The organism is Ponticaulis koreensis DSM 19734 (assembly GCF_000420665.1).
Classification (GTDB): domain Bacteria; phylum Pseudomonadota; class Alphaproteobacteria; order Caulobacterales; family Hyphomonadaceae; genus Ponticaulis; species Ponticaulis koreensis.
The window spans coordinates 325,110-343,582 of record NZ_ATVJ01000002.1 but is presented as its reverse complement, the minus strand read 5'-3'; the positions used below and the strand labels follow the sequence as shown (position 1 = coordinate 343,582).

Below are 18,473 nucleotides of genomic sequence, written 5' to 3'. Positions count from 1 at the left end.
TTAGTCTCCAGTCGACGCGGCGATCTAGCACGAAGGGTATAAGGTTTGAACACTGAGACAGGCGTTTTTTCACCAATCTGGACAATAGGCTTTATGAGCGGCACTTCGATTGATGCGGTCGACGCTGCAATCATTCGTACGGATGGTGAAAAGGTGTATGAGTTCGGACCGGTGTCAGAGCGTAAATTTGCACCTGAAGAGCGTGCCGTCATCAGCGCTGCCGTGGAGGCTGCGCGTGCGTGGCACTGGGAAGGCGAGCCGCCGCAGGCTGCCTTTGACGCGGCTATGATTGTCCTAAATCGCGCCCACAAAGACGCTTTCGATGATGCTGTGGCTCAATGCGCGCCTGACGCTAGGCCAGCGCTTGCCGGCGTGCATGGACAAACCGTTCTGCATAAGGCGCCTCAAAACGGCGTGAACGGCCGGACGCTTCAGATTTTGGATGCGCAGTCTCTGCAAGCGTTATTGGGCGTTCCGCTCGCGTACGACTTTCGAACAGCAGATGTAGAAGCCGGAGGTGAGGGGGCGCCACTGGCGCCAGTCTATCACCTCGCACTGAGCGCTGATCTCGAGCAGCCTGTTGCGGTATTGAACCTCGGCGGTGTCGCAAACCTGACGTACATCAACGGTGATGAAATTTTCGGGTTCGATTGTGGTCCCGCCAATGGTCCTGTCGATGAGTGGGTCATGAAGCATCATCAGGGCACGTATGACGCCGATGGCCACGCTGCGCGACTGGGTGAGGTGCATGCCGAACGCCTCGCCGACTGGATGAGCCACCCGTATTTCAAACGATCTTATCCGAAGTCGCTTGATCGATATGATTTCAACGCTGATCTTGCAGATGGCCTGTCGTTCAATGACGGATGTGCAACCCTCACAGCATTTAGCGCCACCGGGGTCGCATCAGGGCTTAGTTTATTCCCCAAGCCTGTCACGAAAGTCATCGTTTGCGGCGGCGGGCGTCTGAATCCGTTTCTGATGGAAGAACTGAATCAGCGCTGCCCTGTGCCGGTTGTTACGGCAGAGGATGAAGGCTGGCGCGGTGATTCAATTGAGGCTGAAGCGTTCGCACTTCTGGCCGTGCGCAGCAAGCGTGGCCTGCCGCTCAGCTTTCCGGGTACGACTGGAGTGCCGTACCCGCTAACGGGTGGAAAAATGATCGAGTGATCAGATGTCGCCGAGGCGCTCGCGCTCGGCTTTCTGAAGGCTCTCATCGAGATACTGGGCGCAACGTTCAGTCATTTCGTCCAGCTTGCCTTGATAGAAGTGGTTCGCGCCCGGGATTGAATCACGTGTGATCACTTCGCCTTTCTGGACGCGTACTTTTGTAAGCGAGCGTTCGATGTCGGCTGGTGGCGCAACTTTGTCCTGATCACCTGACAGGATCAGGCCAGAAGCCGGGCATGGAGCCAGGAAGCTTAGGTCGTAGTGGTTTGCTGGCGGAGAGATAGCGAGGAAGCCATCAATTTCCGGACGACGCATCAGAAGCTGCAGGCAAATCCACGCGCCGAATGAGTAACCTGCAACCCAGCAGTAACGCGGCGTTTCAGTCAGCGATTCCATATAATCGAGAACGTAAGCAGCATCTGACAATTCGCCCGAACCCGATTCGAACTGGCCTTGGCTGCGACCGACTCCACGGAAGTTAAAGCGCATCACGGAAAAGCCGCGGGACTCAAACAGGTTGTAGAGGGAAATCGTCACTGGATCCTGCATCGTGCCGCCAGCACGCGGGTGCGGGTGAAGGATGAGAGCGATTGGAGAGGATTCATCCGGGCCTTCCGTGTAGCGGGCTTCGATACGACCAGCCGGGCCGGGAATGATAATCTCTGCCATGTAGTGCTCCTTAGTGCAGCGTGCGACAATTTGCTGAAGGCTGGGTGTAAACCTTCAATTGACTAAAAATCAAGAATTTCGGAAGAAAAATAGTTGACCTTTCTCAATGGGTATCTATCTCCCACTCAGCTGGAGTTAAAAGATGAAACTTGGAACGAAGGGCCGCTACGCGGTTATGGCACTGGTCGATCTGGCCGATTCTCCGCTGGATCAACCGAAGACGCTCGCAGAGATTGCTGCCAGTCAGTCTATCTCGCTTTCTTACCTTGAGCAGTTGTTTGCCAAGATGCGCCGCCGCGGCGTCGTTAAAAGTGTTCGTGGTCCGGGTGGTGGATACGTGCTTGCAAAAGACGCATCCAAGACCCGTCTGAGCGACATCATTCTCGCAGTTGACGAACCGATCAAGACAACACGTTGTGCGCCGGACTCCGGTCGCGGCTGTGGTCCGGACGGTGAGCAGTGTGCAACGCACGAACTGTGGGATTCACTTCGTCAGCACATTCTGGGCTTCCTGGCTCAGGTAACGCTGGATGATGTAGTAAATGGCCGTGCAGGTCAGATTGTCCAGACACGACGTCTTGATGGAAGTCAGGCTGCCTGACAGGCGCTATGATTTATTGTGATTACAATGCGACAGCCCCCCTTCGTCCAGAAGCGAGGGAAGCTTTAGGCTTTGCGCTTGATATAGGTGCAAACCCTTCGTCCGTGCATTCCGCCGGACGGAAAGCGCGTGGCATTGTAGAAAAGGCCAGACAATCGCTGGCGACCGCTATCGGCGGGCGATCCGAGGACATCGTTTTTACAAGTGGCGGCACGGAAGCGAACGCGCTTGCTATCAAGGGCGCTTTGGCGCTCGTCGAAAAGCCTGTTGTATTTGTTTCCGGTCTCGAGCACCCCGCGGTGTCCGCTCAGATGCCGGACAATGCTCGTAGGGTGTCGTTGAAGCCTACGGGTGAAATAGATCTTGATGATTTGAAGGTACAACTCGACGCACTGGAGGAAGGAGAAGTTCCGTTCCTCTGTCTGATGCTCGCAAATAATGAGACGGGCGTTATTCAGCCGGTTCAGGCGGCGGCACAAATGGTTCGCGACGAGGGCGGTTACACGCATTGCGATGCAGTGCAGGCGCTCGGGAAAATTCCGGTGAATGTTGGCCTTCTGGGCGTCGACTACGCAGCGTTCTCTTCCCATAAACTTGGCGGTCCGCAAGGCGTAGGAGCGCTCTGGTTTCGAGTTGGTGCGCCGCTAAAACCGCAGCTAATCGGTGGCGGTCAGGAACGGTCTATTCGTTCGGGCACTGAGAATGTCGCAGGAATTGCCGGGTTTGGAGCTGCTGTTGAAGCGTCTCAAGCTGTAACCGCGAAACGTCTAAACGACATTCGCGATCAGTTTGAGAATCTTGTCTCAGCGGCAGCGCCGGCCGTGTTCTTCGGCAAAACCTGCGACCGTTTGCCGGGGACGTCCTGTTTTGCCCTTGAAGGCTTTGCCAGTGAGACTCAAGTCATGGCTATGGACCTTGGCGGCGTTGCTGTATCAGCAGGCTCGGCATGTTCGAGCGGTAAGGTGAAAACCTCAGGCGTTCTGACGGCTATGCAGGTAGAAGAGAAAATTGCGCGGTCTGCGCTTCGGGTAAGTTTTGGATGGGCCTCAGAGCCCTCCGATGCGATTGCCGCAGCTCAGGCATGGATTAAAGCAGCAAAAAGAGCGGTTCCGGCCGCATTTAAGGAGAGCGCGTGATGTGTGATCACGATGTGTCCACGCACGAAAAAGACGAGACCGAAGTGAAGGTCAAAGAAGGTATCGATCAGGGAACGGTCGATGCCGCGCGCGCACTTGAGTCAAAGAATTATTCCGCGGGTTTTTCGACAGAAATCGAGCAGGAGTTCGCGCCGAAGGGGCTGAACGAAGACATTGTTCGCTTCATCTCTGAGAAGAAAGAAGAGCCTGAATGGATGCTGGAATGGCGTCTCAAGGCCTTTGAACGCTGGAAGCAGATGAAAGAGCCCGACTGGGCGAAAGTGAACTACCCGAAAATCGATTATCAGGACATCTACTATTGGGCGGCGCCTAAGAAAGGCGCGAAGTATGAGTCCATTGACGACGTTCCTGAAGAGATCCTCGAAACGTATAAAAAGCTCGGTATTCCACTTCGTGAGGCCGAGGTTCTTCTTGGCGTTGAAGGGGCAGCTGAGTCTGCTGCCGAAGCGCGAACTGACAAGCCGAAGGTGGCTGTAGATGCGGTCTTTGACTCGGTCTCTGTAGCTACCACCTTCCAGAAGGAGCTCAAAGAAGCCGGCGTGATTTTTATGTCGATTTCTGAAGCGGTGAAAGAATATCCGGAGCTGGTGAAGAAGTATCTCGGCACGGTCGTTCCGCAGTCTGATAACTTCTTTGCGACGCTTAACTGTGCGGTCTTCTCGGATGGTACATTTGTGTACGTCCCGAAAGGTGTGCGCTGCCCTATGGAGCTGTCCACTTATTTCCGGATGAATGCGCAAGGCACGGGTCAGTTTGAGCGTACGCTTATTGTCGTCGACGAAGGCGCTTATGTGTCCTACCTTGAGGGCTGTACGGCGCCGATGCGCGACGAGAACCAGCTTCACGCCGCGGTCGTTGAGCTGGTGGCTATGGACGATGCTGAGATCAAATACTCGACGGTTCAGAACTGGTGGCCGGGCGACGAGAACGGCAAAGGCGGCGTGTATAACTTCGTAACGAAGCGCGGTGACTGCCGCGGCGCACGGTCCAAGATATCGTGGACACAAGTTGAGACTGGGTCTGCAGTTACGTGGAAATACCCGAGCTGCATTCTTCGCGGTGACGACAGCGTGGGCGAGTTCTATTCGATCGCGGTTACGAATGGTCGACAACAAGCCGATACAGGCACGAAAATGCTGCACCTTGGAAAGCGTACGAAGTCTCGTATTATCTCCAAAGGTATCTCTGCGGGTAAGTCTGACCAGACATATCGTGGCCTTGTGTCGGTACATAAGAAAGCTGAGCGCGCACGTAACTTTACCCAGTGTGACTCGCTGCTAATTGGTGACACCTGTGGTGCGCACACTGTCCCTTATATAGAGACACGTCGCGCAGACGCACAGCTTGAGCATGAGGCGACAACAACGAAGCTTTCTGAAGATCAGCTCTTCTATGCCCGTCAGCGTGGTCTCGATGAAGAAGCAGCGGTCGCCTTGCTAGTAAATGGGTTTGTTCGAGACGTCATTCAGCAGCTGCCTATGGAGTTTGCAGTTGAGGCGCAAAGCCTCCTGCAGGTTAGTCTAGAGGGGAGCGTTGGCTAATGTCTCAATTCTGGTTCAAAAAGCGTACGAGCGTGACGGACTTCGGCCGACCTGCCAACTGGAAAGGCTGGGTCGCGGTCATCCTGTTCATATTCATTTTTGCGCTGATCATGCAGATGATCGGGGCCTGGGCATTTGGTGGCTTTGCGCCTGCTGTTACCGGCGTCTGGCTCTTTGCGATGCTGTTCGTGCTGTTTGGCGCATTCCTCAAAATTTGTAATCAGTTCTCGCCTCCGGCGGATGAGGCTTAGAAAGTAAGTTACCCATGCTGAAAATTGAAAATCTTACGGCGACAGTCGGCGAAGACGACGAAACGAAAGAGATCATCAAGGGCCTGACGCTTGAAGTGCCTGCCGGTGAGGTCCACGCAATTATGGGCCCGAACGGTGCAGGTAAGTCGACCATGTCATACGTTCTGACAGGCCGTGACGGCTATGAAGTGACAGGTGGTTCGGCTACACTCAATGGCGACAACATTCTGGAGATGGAGCCGGAAGAGCGCGCCGCAGCGGGTCTGTTCCTCTCCTTCCAGTATCCGGTTGAAATTCCGGGTGTTCCAGTCATGACATTCGTTCGAACAGCAATGAATTCACAACGCAAACTGCGTGGTGAAGAAGAAATCTCTGCGGCAGATTTTCTCAAGAAATCCAGAGCCGTTGCTGCCAAACTTAAGCTGACACCAGAAATGTTGAAGCGTCCTGTGAATGTAGGCTTCTCTGGTGGTGAAAAGAAGCGTCTGGAAATCTTTCAGATGATGATGCTGGAGCCAGGTTTCCTCATTCTCGACGAGACGGACTCAGGTCTGGATATCGATGCACTTCGCATCGTGTCTGATGGCGTTAATGAACTGCGTTCGCCTGATCGCGGCATGCTGGTTATCACGCACTATCAGCGTCTTCTGGATCACATTCAGCCCGATAAGGTGCACGTGCTTGCGAACGGAAAGATTATCGCGACTGGGGGACCAGAGCTTGCGCTTCGTCTCGAGAAAGAGGGCTATGACGGCGTCCTTTCGGAGGCTGCCTGATGGCTGCGCTGAAAGATCTGTTTCCAAACCCAAATGCAGCAGAGCTTGAACTGGCTGGCCTTTATGCCGGTTTGAAGGCGAACCCGCAGCGTGAACGCAATTTCGAAGCGTTTGCACAAACAGGGCTGCCGCATACACGCGTTGAAGCCTGGAAATATTCCGATTTGCGCAATGCAGTTCAAAGCCTGCCTGAGGCTGGCGTTGAAACGGAGATGACTTCTGCTTTCGTATCAGCAGATGCGACTGTTATTGAAATCGGCTCCGGTGTTCCAAAACTGCCGAAAGGCATGCGTGTTGCTTCTGAAGAAAATTTGACAGCGCTTGGCGGCGCTGAAGACCTGCCCGTGGCCGCTCTTGGAGCAGCCTTAACAAGGGCAGGGCAATCGTTGCTCATCGAGGTGACACAGAGCCCGGAGAAGCCTGTCCATCTGGTGTTCGATACTGTCTCTGCGAATGCCTTTCAGCGTGTAAGCTTCGTAGTTCGTAAGGGCGTGCAGTTCTCTGTTCTCGAAAGCCATATCCGTTCTGGCGGGTTTTCCAGCATTGTTCTGGAATACAGTGTCGAAGCGGGTGCCGCACTCGAACGCTTCATTTATCAGAAGGCGGTTACGTCCGCGGTTCAGGTTACGACCTGTATTATTCATCTCGCCGATGATGCCAGCCTGTCTCAAGCCGGTATTGGCTTTGGCGCAAAGCTCGCGCGTATGGAGACTCAGGTCTACCACCACGGTGAAAACGCAAAGGCCAGCATCAATGGTGCATACTTGGTAGGCGATGGATACCATCTCGATCAGACCAGCCTCGTGCGTCATGCGCAGCCGCACTGTGAGACAGAGCAGCTCGTAAAAGGCGCAGTTATGGACGGTGGCCGGGCCGTGTTTCAGGGCAAGTTCTTCGTAGCGAAGAAAGCGCAGAAGACGGCTGCTCAAATGGCGCACAACGCGCTCATTCTTGAGAATGGCGGCGAAGTGAATGCCAAGCCTGAGCTGGAAATCTACGCAGATGACGTTGAGTGCGCGCACGGCAATACCGTGGGTGCATTGGATGAGACGGCGCTGTTCTATATGCGCCAACGCGGTATTCCCGAAACGCAGGCACGTGCGCTGCTGACGCGGGCGTTCATCGGAGAAGCCTTAGATGACATGCCTGAAGCGCTTGGGGAAATTCTCATGGAAGAGGCTGGAGCATGGCTGACGGAGCGACTGTGACCCGTAACTTCGATATTGACGCCATTCGAGCAGAATTTCCGATTCTGTCTCGAGACGTGAATGGCAAGCCTCTTGTTTATTTCGACAGCGCGGCGTCGGCTCAGAAACCTCAGGCAGTCATTGATTGTTTTACGAACCAGATGAGCCATGCCTATGCCAATGTGCATCGGGGACTCCATACGCTTGCGAACGAAACAACCTCGGCGATGGAAGACGCGCGTGAAGATGTCCGTCGTTTCCTGAACGCTTCTGATGTGCACGAGATCGTCTTCACCAAAGGTGCAACCGAGGGGATCAACCTCATTGCGAATGGGATTGCAGAGCAGATTCAGCCGGGCGACGAGATTATATTGTCGGTCATGGAGCACCATGCCAACATCATTCCGTGGCATTTCCTCAGGGAGCGTCATGGGGCTGTCCTGAAGTGGATCCCTGTACTGGAAGACGGTCGGCTCGACATGGTCGCCTATGAGGCAGCATTCAGCGATAAAACGCGTTTTGTCGCGATGACACACATGTCAAACGTGCTTGGTACGGCCACCGATGCGAAACGCATTACGGATGTAGCGCATGCACGCGGCGTTCAGGTTCTGCTTGACGGGTGTCAGGGGGCTGTTCACCTGATCGTGGACGTTCAGGACCTGGATGTCGATTTCTATGTCTTTGCGCCTCACAAGCTGTACGGTCCTTCAGGCGTAGGTGTGCTTTACGGTAAGCGTGAAGCACTGGAGGCTCTGCGTCCATATCAGGGCGGCGGAGAGATGATCGAGACCGTCACAATGGATGGTGCGACTTATGGGGAAATACCACATAAGTTCGAAGCGGGTACGCCGCCAATTTTGGAGATTATCGCGCTTGGTGCTGCCATTCGCTGGTATGAGCAATTTGATCGCGGCGACGTTCAACGGCACGAGAAGGCGCTATATGAGCGCGCGTTTGATGCTGTGCGTCAGATCAATAATCTGACGGTTCATGGCACTGCACCGGGAAAGGGTAGCGTGCTGACCTTTTCCGTTGATGGCACACACCCGCACGATATCGCACAAATTCTTGACAAATATGGTGTGGCAATTAGAGCCGGTCACCATTGTGCTCAGCCATTGATGACCCATTTAGGGGTAAGCGCAACGGCGCGGGCGAGCTTTGGGATTTATAACACGGCTGAAGAAGTCGATACGTTCGTAGAAGCGCTGTCGAAAACGCTGAGAATGCTGGGTTAGGATGTCTTATGACTGGTGAAACTGCCGATCGCGATCTTATTGATGTTTCTGGCAGGGCAGAACGCCCTGCTGAAGAGGACAAGCCTTCTGCGATTCCAGAGGCAGAGCTTCTGCGTCTGACCGATGATTTGATCTCGGCTTTCAAGACTGTTTTCGATCCGGAAATCCCGGTCGACATTTATGAGCTTGGACTGATCTACACGGTCGATATCGATGACGATCGCAATGTTCAGATCGATATGACGCTGACTGCACCCGGCTGCCCTGTTGCGGGCGATATGCCCGGATGGGTGGAGAACGCTGCGCGTACCGTCAAAGGCATCAACGACGTAAATGTTGACCTCGTTTTTGATCCACCATGGGATACATCACGCATGTCAGACGAGGCGCGTCTCGCCTTGAATATGCTCTGATCCATCACGATCTGAGTCCGGAAGGAGAGGTTATATGGCCCGTCGACCACGTCCAAAACTTGTTACGCTGACTGACGCTGCTGCTAAGCGCGTTCGCGAGATTATGGAAAACAAGGGTAGCGGTTTCTTGCGTGTGGGCGTCAAAAATGGCGGCTGCGCGGGTATGGAATACGTTATGGACTATGCCGACGCCCCAGAACCGTTTGATGAGGTTGTTGAGGATAATGGCGTCAAAATCCTGGTAGACGCCAAAGCTGTTCTCTTTCTGCTTGGTTCTGTCGTGGACTATGAGATTACGCCGCTGCACGCAAAGTTCGTGTTTAACAATCCGAACCAGACTGACGCCTGTGGCTGCGGCGAGAGCGTTACCATTATTCCTGCGATCGCTGACGCAGAATAAGAAACGGCCTCGTCGAAACGAGGCCGGTACTGGATGAGCTAAATCTATCGATTATCCACGTCCTGTTGTCGGACAGCTCTGGACGAACGTTGAAAACGCATCGCTTGTTTCAGGGAAGGTGAGCGTCATAGGCTCCATTTGATTGAAATTCAAAACGATCTCTTCGCCGTGATTTACAGCGTTGAGCATAGTTACGATGGTTGATAGGTCGTTCGTGGTCAGCGTTGAGGCACGACGACGATGTGACCAACGGTCCTCGACTGTTTGATCTCCCACTGAAACAGTACCTGTTTTTTGTGACGTGAAACCGCGGCTGAATACGGCCTGGTCCACGATGTCATCGTCTGGCGTGTAAGCGAGTACAGCGCGCATTCCATTTCCTACGGTACAGACAAAAACGAGTCCCGGTCCCTGCTCGCTGATTGCTGCGAGTGTCCAGTTGTTTGCTGCTTCCAGATCTTCAGAGGCTTCGCCTCCTGCAAATGCGCGCATATCCCAGTCTTCTGCGGTTGCGGTAGCTGACCATGTGCCTGCAACGGCAATCATGGCGACGCTGGTGATAGTGGACTTGATCATGGGTGTTCCCTCAATTTCGATGTAAAACTTACTGCGCATCGAAATACAATAAACTCTAATCGAAATCCAGTATAAAAATATTGAAAAACGGTAATGTTGGGTTTGTTTTGGTGTCAGGACACGTGTCCGGACACCGGATTAGCGACTTCACCTTTCGCCGGATCGGGTATCAAAACTGTTGGTTTGACGGCGGTATTTCGTCCCTCGGCTACCAGTCTGGCGGTCGCTGTTTCAATGGTATGAGTTAGTTCAGACATGAAGGCGCTTTTATTCTCACCTGCCTCCATCGGGGGTAAAAATTCCACTACTGCCATGCCAGGTTTCTTTTGGTGGTCCTCCTGGCTCCAATAGAGGCCGATATTCGTTGCGACCGGCACGACGGGCACTTTCATCCCATTCGCCATATGCCAGACTCCGGCTTTGTATCTGAAGTGATAGTCGACCGGAGCGAGGTGTCCTTCCGGATAAATCAGAACTCTACGACCATCTTCGCGGATGCGCTCAAGTCCTTCTGCAAGGGATGCAGCTTTGCGTTCACCGCCGCCACAGGTGTCGATAACAATCGCGCCAAGCTTTTGCAGAATCTTCCCTACGAACGGAAATTTCTCAAGGTGATCGCCTGTGACGAAAGCAATGCTTTCGATCTCCGGATAAATCAGATAACCGTCGCCCCAGCTCTGATGCTTTGCCGCGATGACAAATGGTCCGTCTGGAAGGTTGTCGCGCCCGCGAATTTCATGGCGTATGCCGGCAAAGACCCGAAGGCTCCAGCGCATGCTTTTCACGTAAGACAGTATGAGCGCGCGGACGACCGTATCGCCTGGCAGTATCAGAGCGGGCAGGGTCACCAGCACGTACAGGATAGAAAACATCCAGTATGCCACTGAGAATATGAGGGAGCGCATTAGTCAAAATCACTCAGGCGATACTTCAGGATGGCCATGATTGCAGCGGCCATATCGTCCTTGTACTGGGAGAACGGACCCTTCAGACGATTATAAAGCTTGTTCTGACCTGCTTGCGTAATGACGCCAAGGCACATTGCAGAGAGGATTTCGGGATCGCCCTTGGGAATGTGTCCGTTCTCCATCAGGTCCGCGATCATCGCCTCGGTCAGAGATACAGGGTCATCTTCGCGGCGGACGTCATTCTTGATGAAGCGATTCAGAAATAGGAGGTGATAGCAGCAATACGCCCAATCCTCGTCGGCAAGTTCGCAATAAGCGCCGACGATTGCTCCGACGCGGCTTTTGAGGTCGTTTCCTGCGAGGGCGGCCTCAATGAGGAGTCGTGACAAACGGTCGTGCAGCTGCATGAAGAGCGCTTCGGCGAGCTCTTCTTTGCCTTTATAGTGGCGATATAATGCCCCTTCGGAAACGCCAGCGCGTTCTGCAATTTGCCGTGTCGTTGCTGCATCAATTCCTTCAGAAATGAAGAGCTCGATGGCTGCGCGTTCGATTTTAGGCTTGGCGTTTCTTGTTCTTGTCTGAGTGGGCATAGTAATCTCCATGCTGATCCAGATAGCATGGATAAGCGCCCTATGCAAGTGATCGTTCACTTACAATGAGGCGAGCACAGAATGCCGGTTGTTCCGCGCCGGTCTATGCGGCGCGTGTTTCTTTCTGGAGTTCAACGCTCACCTGATTACGGCCGGCTCGTTTTGCGGCGTATAGCTGCTCATCCGAGCGGCGGATGAGGGTTGAGCAGGAGTCTTCGTCAGTGAGTTCGGCTGCACCGAACGACATGGTGACGTTGCCAAGCGAGTCGCCTGTAGATTTGCGTTTCAGTTTCTTCACTTCGATTGCTTTGCGCATGCGCTCGAGAATGTCGCAGGCCTCTTCGGCAGTCACGCGAGGCATAATGATAGCGAATTCCTCACCACCATAGCGCGCCACGAGGTGATCTTTCAGCGCAAGACGTTCCAGCGTTGCAGCGACGAAGCGAATGACCTGATCGCCGGTTTGATGGCCCCAGGTGTCGTTAAACGATTTAAAATGGTCGATATCGCAGATCGCAAGCGTAAGCGGATAACCGAGATTGCGCGCTTCATGTGTCCGGAAGCGCAGCATATTGTCGAACTGTTTGCGATTTGCGACGCCGGTGAGAGCGTCCGTGAGGGCTTCAGTGCGGATTGTCTGAAGGTGTTCACGCAGATCGCTGATTTCCGAAGACGATTCTTCAAGCTTCTTTGTGAGCTCGGCATTCTGTTCTGACATCTGCTGGGTCGCAGAGGACAGCTTGGAAACGATTTCAAGAATTTTGTCAGGTGACAGGCTGGATTGCTCGAGTTCCTCAGCGGCATCATCCAGATGACCGGAGAATTCTTCTGTGCGGTGACCTGCCTGATTCAGTGCCTGTAGAGCGGCTGTGAGTTCGCTCGCGAGCTTTGCGCCTGTTTGGGCAACGTGAGCGCTGAAACGGCTGGAATTGAAGTATTTGTCGTAGAGAAGCTCGGTCTGCTGTTCGTCCAGATGGCCCGTATCCGAGATGTAAGATTCAATCTCGTTGCGCAGGCCTGGCGTCCAGTCATTCTGGTAGTGCAGCCATAGCTCATAGTTTTGTGGAGACGCGGACAGTTCGTGATCAATCACGCCATCAACTGCCTGATGGCCTGTTGTACGACCTTTATCGCCGGTGAGTTCACCAATTTTCATAATCGCGTCCCGTTCTAGCAACGATGACGTAATCAAACATAAAAAGGTAAAGGCAAAGAAAAACAGCGTCAGCTATTTCATCTAAACGCATCGAATTTTCTTAAGATTTAGCCGGATAGGCACGTGGGAAGCATGAAGGCCTCCCACATAAATGCGCTTTTGATTTAGATCGGGCGTTGTAAAAACGCTGGCACGTGATCACCGAGGCCGACTACTGGGCCTGCTGGCGCAGGTGGAAGAAGTTCAGAGTCACCGCGCGATTTTTTGCTACCACGGCTTTGTTTTTTCTCTTTGTCGTTGGAGCTTTCGCGGGCAGCTGACTTTTCGGTCCGGTCAGAGCGCTCAGAACGCTCGCTACGATCATTTCGGTCATTGCGGCGACCACGGGAGCGTGAAGAGCGGCCACCATCGGATGGGAGAGCCTCAAGCTCTTCCGCCAGCCCTTCAGGCATAAAGTCTTCTACAGACTTCTGCACGCGCTTTACGACTGCATCCCACAATTTTTCATCTTCCGGGCAAACAAGCGTGAAAGATTCACCTGTGCGACCTGCACGGCCGGTCCGCCCGATGCGGTGAACGTAATCGTCTGAGTTTGGAGGCGGTGAATAGTTGAAGACGTGGCCAACAGCTGGAATGTCGAGTCCGCGGGCAGCGACGTCGCTGGCGACGAGAAGCTTCAGTTCGCCATTCCTGAATTTGTCTAGCGTTTGCGTCCGGTAGGCCTGCGGCAGGTCACCATGGATCGGTGCCGCATCATGACCATGCTTGGTCAGTGATTTAGCGACAATGTCGACCTCAGATTTCCGGTTGCAGAAAACGATCCCGTTCGTGACGTCGCGGCTCTCGATTACGCGACGGATCGCTGTACGCCGTGCTTTGTGATCATTGGACTTGAGCGGAATTTTGTACTGGGTGATTGTGTCTGCTGTTTGCGCAGGACGGGACACCTCAATCCGCTTGGGATCATTCTGGAACTGCGCGGCAAGACGCGCGATCTCTGGCGGCATCGTTGCGGAGAAGAGAAGTGTCTGACGACGCGGTGGAAGCAGTTTGCAGATTTTCTCAATGTCAGGAATGAAGCCCATGTCCAGCATGCGGTCGGCTTCGTCGATGACCAGCATTTCGACGCCAGTCAGGAGCAGTTTGCCACGCTCGAACTGGTCAATCAGGCGGCCAGGCGTAGCGATAAGTACGTCGACGCCTTGCATCAGAAGTTTGTCCTGATCGCCGAAGGATACACCGCCGATAAGCAGCGCCATAGTGAGCTTGTGATTTACGCCATATTTTTCGAAGTTTTCAGCAACCTGCGCAGCGAGTTCGCGCGTCGGTGCAATGACCAGGCTTCGCGGCATGCGCGCTTTGGAGCGGCCCTGTGCGAGGCGGTCAATCATAGGCAGTACGAAGGCCGCGGTTTTGCCTGTACCAGTCTGTGCAATACCCGTGACATCGCGCATGCTGAGCACGCTTGGAATGGCCTGAGCCTGGATTGGTGTAGGTTCGCTATAGCCGGCTGCAGTGACGGCTTTGAGCAGTTCCTCGCTCAATCCAACTTCGTCAAACGTCATCGGGTAAATACATTCCTTTGTGATTATTGTGATGGGTATACATTATCAATGTTGCCCATCTGCGCGCAAAATACCCGCCAAGTCGTTAAAGTCAAATAAAACGACTGGTTCCTCAGCATAGCGACTGAGATTTTCTGGTAAATCAGATGTCGAGTTCTTCTACGAACTGCGCATTTTCCTGAATAAACTGGAATCTGAGTTCGGCTTTCCGGCCCATAAGTGTTTCGACAAGATCGTCTGGCGCAATCTCTGTGTGCTCAGGAATCACGACACGCGCCAAAGTGCGCGTCTCTGGGTTCATGGTCGTTTCTTTGAGCTGCGCAGGCATCATCTCGCCAAGACCTTTGAAGCGCCCCAGATCGACTTTTTTGTTTTTGAACGTGCTGGCGAGAATCTCATCCTTATGGGCGTCGTCCATCGCATAGATGGTTTTGCCCCCGCTCGTGAGACGATAGAGAGGCGGCATTGCAAGGAAGAGTCGGCCGGAATGAACCAGCTCTGGCATCATGCGATAGAAGAACGTGATGAGGAGGGCCGCAATATGGGCACCGTCCACGTCCGCGTCGGTCATGATGATAACGCGTTCATAGCGAAGCGCGCTGAGATCAAACTTCTTACCGAGGCCGCAGCCGAGTGCGAGCGCGAGGTCAGATAGCTCCTGGTTCTTTGATAGCTTGTCCGCGCTTGCGTTCGCGACGTTCAGGATTTTACCGCGCAGGGGCAGGATGGCCTGTGTCGCGCGGTTACGAGCCTGTTTCGCGGAGCCGCCAGCCGAGTCACCCTCAACGAGAAATATCTCGGTGCCTTCGGGTGAATTGCTCGAACAGTCAGCCAGCTTACCCGGCAGGCGCAATTTGCGTGTTGCAGACTGGCGAGAGACTTCTTTTTCTTTGCGTCGTTTGAGGCGATCGTCAGATTGCGCTACGACCCATTCCAACAGCTTGTCGGCCTCTTTCGGAGACGCTGCGAGCCAGTGGTCGAAACGGTCACGTACCGCATTCTCTACGAGACGAAACGCAGCCGTGGTGGAAAGCTTGTCTTTTGTTTGCCCCTGAAATTCGGGGTTAGGAACAAATACTGAGAGCAGGGTGCCGGTTGTGCCTAGCACGTCTTCCGCCGTCACCTGGCTCATTTTCTTATGGCCTTTAAGTTCGCCATAAGCGCGAAGGCCTTTTGTGAGCGCGGAGCGAAGGCCAGCTTCATGCGTGCCGCCTTCGGGTGTCGGGATGGTATTGCAGAAAGACCGGATCTGGCTGTCATGGTCGCCGAAACCGCGGCTGGTCCAAAATAACGCCCATTCGACCTTTCCGGATTTGCCAGCGTCGACACTGCCCGTGAACGGGTTCTCAGTGATGGTGGACTTGTCTTTCAGCCATTCTGAAAGCTGGTCAGCGAGACCATTTGGATAGTGCAGAACGCTTTCTGCTGGCACTGAGCCGTCAGCCGGTAGAAGTTCTTGTGCGCAGTGCCAGCGGATTTCCACGCCGCTTTGCAGATAGGCTTTGGATTTTGCCATCTGATAAAGGCGCTTTGGCTTAAACGCGCAATTTTCGCCGAAAATCTCCAGGTCCGGCTTAAAGCGTACAGTTGTACCGCGTCGGTTCGGCATTGGGCCGGCGTTCTGAAGTGGCCCCGTAGAGTGCCCACGTTCGAACGATTGTTTGTAAAGCGTCTTATTGCGCGCAACTTCGACTTCGACGCGCTCGGAAAGCGCGTTCACAACTGAAATACCGACACCGTGCAAACCGCCAGCAGTCTCATATGCTTTGGATGAGAATTTACCGCCTGCGTGAAGCGTCGTCATGATCACTTCAAGAGCCGATTTGTCTGGCATTTTAGGATGCGGGTCGACAGGAATACCGCGGCCGTTATCGGAAACCGTCAGAAAACCGTCTGTGCCAAGCGACACGTCAATCCAGTTCGCATGCCCTGCAACGGCTTCGTCCATGGAGTTGTCGAGAACTTCGGCGAATAGATGGTGCAGAGCACGTTCATCCGTGCCACCAATATACATACCCGGGCGACGGCGAACCGGCTCCAGACCCTCAAGGACTTCAATGTCCTTTGCGGAGTAGGTTTCAGTTTCCTGACGATCGGGATTAGAAGACGTTGACATGTGGTAACCATAACTGAGTCGGCGCGCAGAACGACATTTATTCGCCCGAGGAAAGCTCGATGACAACGCCTCTGGGGCACGCTTTAACACTTCCTTGTGGATTGGTGCTGCCAAATCGTATCGCCAAGGCAGCTCTCTCCGAATTCATGGCGGATTCAGAAGGCGTGCCCTCGGAGCACATGATCGCACTATATCGGCGATGGGGCGAAGGCGGGGCGGGCCTCATAATCACTGGCAACGTGATGGTTGACCCTCGCTACATTGAGGCGCCGGGGAATGTGATTCTGAACGGCAAGCTTTCGAAAGTGGCTCGGACTCAATTACAAGCTATTGCTGAAGCAGGAAAGTCGTCGGGAAGCGCTGTCTTGATGCAGCTCTCGCATGCCGGCGCGCTTGCTTCAAAACAAGCATGCGAGCGCCCGGTGGCTCCCAGTTTGCGTCGTCGCGGGACACCAGGGACCGGCGCTTTTTCAAGCGCACCCTGCAGGGCGCTGACGCAAGAAGAGATTGAGTCCATTGTTGCTCAATTCGTTGCTGCATCAAAAATGGCGTCTGACGCCGGATTTGATGGTGTGCAAATCCAAAGTGGTCACGGTCATCTGATTTCCCAGTTTTTGTCACCGGGACTGAATAGGCGCACGGACGACTGGGGTGGCTCGCTTCATAACAGAGCGAGGCTAATGCTGGAGATTGTTGACGAGGTTCGAGCTCGACTGCCCGGAAATTTCGCAATCAGCATAAAACTGAACGCAAGTGACTTCATTGAGGATGGCTTCAGATTTGATGACTGTCTCGGTGTGGTCGAGTGGCTGAACAGCGCTGAAATTGATCTGATAGAGATATCCGGAGGAAGTCGGGTTCAGCCTAAAATGTTCGGGTTGATACAGCCAGATTGTTATGAGGCGGATGGTAGACTTGCATCCGGCTATAATGGGACCGGGGCATATTTTGGTAGCTTCTCAAAAGCAGTGAAGACGGTCGCGCGTATGCCGGTTCTGGTGACCGGAGGGGTGCGAAGTCGGAAGGATGCAGAGCAAGTCATTTTGCACGAAGTTGCGGACATCGTCGGCTTTGGACGTCCCATGTGTCTGGATGAAAAACTACCGGAGAAGCTTCTGTTCGGGGAGGTGGATGTAATTGATGACATCATGCCGGAAGGGCTCGTGCCTGGCGGTCATCTCGGCTTTGATTCCAGCTTTGGATTTTTTCGGGACGTCCACTTTGAGGCATTGATTGCATGGCATTCAATGCAGATGGCGCGCTTGTGCAATGGTTCGAAGATGGATGCGCCAGTCAAGCTTTTGTCTGCTCTCAGAGCATTCCGAAAGTCTTTGAGGGCGACGCGTCAGCGCTAGTCGGCGAGGTCTCTTACACGCTGACCACCGGCGGATCTGCGGTATTGCCAGGACCATGGGCGCATGGCGGTGCCGACGCGTGAAATGAAGGATTGATCATCGGCGCTGTCTGTGGTCGCTGCTGCCAGCTCGGCTGCCGCAGAACATGTTTGCAACCCTTGAGAAATCTCGGCGGCATTTTCAGCAAAGGTCTGGGATCGATAGATGAGCCCGGTGTTTGAGCGCCATGCTCCGGACCGCAGATATTCAGGTCCTCTGCGCCATGCGATGTAGAAGGCCGAAGCATCGCCGGGAAGAATGTTCACGAATTCAGATGACGCCGCGAAGTACCAGCCCATGAAATCTGATACATCGTGCATGCTCCGTGTGGACGCGCCGCGGTTGCCCGCTTCGTGCACGTAACGATTCCAGGTGGCATCAAAGTAACCGGCGGGAATACCCGGTTCATTGCGGTCCAGTATGGTCCACTCAGGGCGCCAACGTGACGGCAGATTATCCGCCTCCAGCTGCCATTCCTCAGCAAACAGCGCGAGCTGTGCTTCAACGCTCAGCCCCCAACGCGTCTGCGTGTGTTTCATAATATCCATCCAGTCGGGGCGATCTTCCAGAACACGACAAGCAAGTGCCTCTGAAGGCGACATGCTTTCAGTAGCCGCCGCCGGTAGCGTGGTTGTCACCAGAGCAAGAATGAATGTTGAAAAGCGCATAATGAACTCCGTTCGACTCAGTGTCGCACGCAGTTACCAATAAAAAGCAAACCGCCGACATCTTGCGATGCCGGCGGCTGTTCCTGTAAAATAT

19 protein-coding genes are annotated in these 18,473 nt (G+C 54.0%); 11 read left to right on the top strand and 8 right to left on the bottom strand.

What is annotated here, in order from left to right:
- Positions 1–45 precede the first annotated feature (45 nt).
- Complete coding sequence (locus G523_RS0113460; protein WP_022695586.1) at positions 46–1,170, top strand: anhydro-N-acetylmuramic acid kinase; 1,125 nt, start codon at positions 46–48, stop codon at positions 1,168–1,170.
- Here the strand turns inward: G523_RS0113460 and G523_RS0113455 are convergent, their stop codons facing one another.
- Positions 1,171–1,839: an alpha/beta hydrolase gene (locus tag G523_RS0113455; RefSeq protein ID WP_022695585.1), complete on the bottom strand. Its 669-nt coding sequence runs from the start codon at positions 1,837–1,839 to the stop codon at positions 1,171–1,173.
- Between the two features lie 142 nt (positions 1,840–1,981).
- Between G523_RS0113455 and G523_RS19340 the strand changes: the two genes are divergently transcribed.
- Genes G523_RS19340 through G523_RS0113410 form a run of 9 tightly spaced genes read left to right on the top strand, consistent with a single transcriptional unit; the run spans position 1,982 to position 9,406 of the window.
- Positions 1,982–2,440 carry an Rrf2 family transcriptional regulator gene (locus G523_RS19340; protein ID WP_022695584.1) on the top strand — a complete coding sequence of 153 codons (459 nt, stop codon included), beginning with the start codon at positions 1,982–1,984 and terminating at the stop codon, positions 2,438–2,440.
- 8 nt (positions 2,441–2,448) lie between these two features.
- Entirely contained in the window at positions 2,449–3,576 is a 1,128-nt protein-coding gene (locus tag G523_RS0113445) for a cysteine desulfurase family protein (protein WP_022695583.1), read from the top strand.
- Complete coding sequence (gene sufB, locus G523_RS0113440) at positions 3,576–5,138, top strand: Fe-S cluster assembly protein SufB (protein ID WP_022695582.1); 1,563 nt, start codon at positions 3,576–3,578, stop codon at positions 5,136–5,138. The genes G523_RS0113445 and sufB overlap by 1 nt, the downstream gene beginning before the upstream one ends.
- Positions 5,138–5,389 (top strand): hypothetical protein, encoded by a 252-nt coding sequence (locus G523_RS0113435; protein WP_022695581.1) that lies wholly within the window; start codon positions 5,138–5,140, stop codon positions 5,387–5,389. The genes sufB and G523_RS0113435 overlap by 1 nt, the downstream gene beginning before the upstream one ends.
- A 14-nt stretch (positions 5,390–5,403) precedes the next feature.
- Complete coding sequence (gene sufC / locus G523_RS0113430; RefSeq protein WP_022695580.1) at positions 5,404–6,165, top strand: Fe-S cluster assembly ATPase SufC; 762 nt, start codon at positions 5,404–5,406, stop codon at positions 6,163–6,165.
- Positions 6,165–7,373, top strand: a complete 1,209-nt coding sequence (sufD, locus tag G523_RS0113425; RefSeq protein ID WP_022695579.1) for a Fe-S cluster assembly protein SufD — start codon at positions 6,165–6,167, stop codon at positions 7,371–7,373. Before sufC ends, sufD begins: the two co-directional genes overlap by 1 nt.
- A complete protein-coding gene (locus G523_RS0113420) occupies positions 7,352–8,593 on the top strand; it encodes an aminotransferase class V-fold PLP-dependent enzyme (protein WP_022695578.1) in 1,242 nt (413 codons plus the stop codon). Before sufD ends, G523_RS0113420 begins: the two co-directional genes overlap by 22 nt.
- Positions 8,594–8,601: 8 nt before the next feature.
- Positions 8,602–9,006, top strand: coding sequence for an SUF system Fe-S cluster assembly protein (locus tag G523_RS0113415; protein ID WP_022695577.1), 405 nt, complete (start codon positions 8,602–8,604; stop codon positions 9,004–9,006).
- A gap of 34 nt (positions 9,007–9,040) precedes the next feature.
- On the top strand, positions 9,041–9,406 hold the full coding sequence (locus G523_RS0113410) for a HesB/IscA family protein (RefSeq protein WP_022695576.1): 366 nt from the start codon (positions 9,041–9,043) through the stop codon (positions 9,404–9,406).
- 51 nt (positions 9,407–9,457) lie between these two features.
- On the opposite strand, the gene G523_RS0113405 is transcribed toward G523_RS0113410, so the two are convergent.
- The 6 genes from G523_RS0113405 to parE form a co-directional block, all read right to left on the bottom strand.
- Entirely contained in the window at positions 9,458–9,982 is a 525-nt protein-coding gene (locus tag G523_RS0113405) for a hypothetical protein (protein WP_022695575.1), read from the bottom strand.
- A gap of 113 nt (positions 9,983–10,095) precedes the next feature.
- Positions 10,096–10,854 carry a lysophospholipid acyltransferase family protein gene (locus G523_RS0113400; protein ID WP_233347305.1) on the bottom strand — a complete coding sequence of 253 codons (759 nt, stop codon included), beginning with the start codon at positions 10,852–10,854 and terminating at the stop codon, positions 10,096–10,098.
- 32 nt (positions 10,855–10,886) lie between these two features.
- Positions 10,887–11,480 (bottom strand): TetR/AcrR family transcriptional regulator, encoded by a 594-nt coding sequence (locus G523_RS0113395; protein WP_033233314.1) that lies wholly within the window; start codon positions 11,478–11,480, stop codon positions 10,887–10,889.
- A 103-nt stretch (positions 11,481–11,583) separates the two neighbouring features.
- A complete protein-coding gene (locus G523_RS0113390) occupies positions 11,584–12,636 on the bottom strand; it encodes a GGDEF domain-containing protein (protein ID WP_022695572.1) in 1,053 nt (350 codons plus the stop codon).
- A gap of 164 nt (positions 12,637–12,800) precedes the next feature.
- On the bottom strand, positions 12,801–14,201 hold the full coding sequence (locus tag G523_RS0113385; protein ID WP_027441744.1) for a DEAD/DEAH box helicase: 1,401 nt from the start codon (positions 14,199–14,201) through the stop codon (positions 12,801–12,803).
- 142 nt (positions 14,202–14,343) lie between these two features.
- Positions 14,344–16,317, bottom strand: a complete 1,974-nt coding sequence (gene parE, locus G523_RS0113380) for a DNA topoisomerase IV subunit B (protein ID WP_022695571.1) — start codon at positions 16,315–16,317, stop codon at positions 14,344–14,346.
- Between the two features lie 59 nt (positions 16,318–16,376).
- Here parE and G523_RS19335 point away from each other — a divergent pair, with 59 nt between their 5' ends.
- Positions 16,377–17,672: an oxidoreductase gene (locus G523_RS19335; protein WP_022695570.1), complete on the top strand. Its 1,296-nt coding sequence runs from the start codon at positions 16,377–16,379 to the stop codon at positions 17,670–17,672.
- Here G523_RS19335 and G523_RS0113370 read toward each other — a convergent pair.
- Positions 17,669–18,379, bottom strand: a complete 711-nt coding sequence (locus G523_RS0113370; RefSeq protein WP_022695569.1) for a transglycosylase SLT domain-containing protein — start codon at positions 18,377–18,379, stop codon at positions 17,669–17,671. The genes G523_RS19335 and G523_RS0113370 overlap by 4 nt on opposite strands.
- Positions 18,380–18,473: the final 94 nt, after the last annotated feature.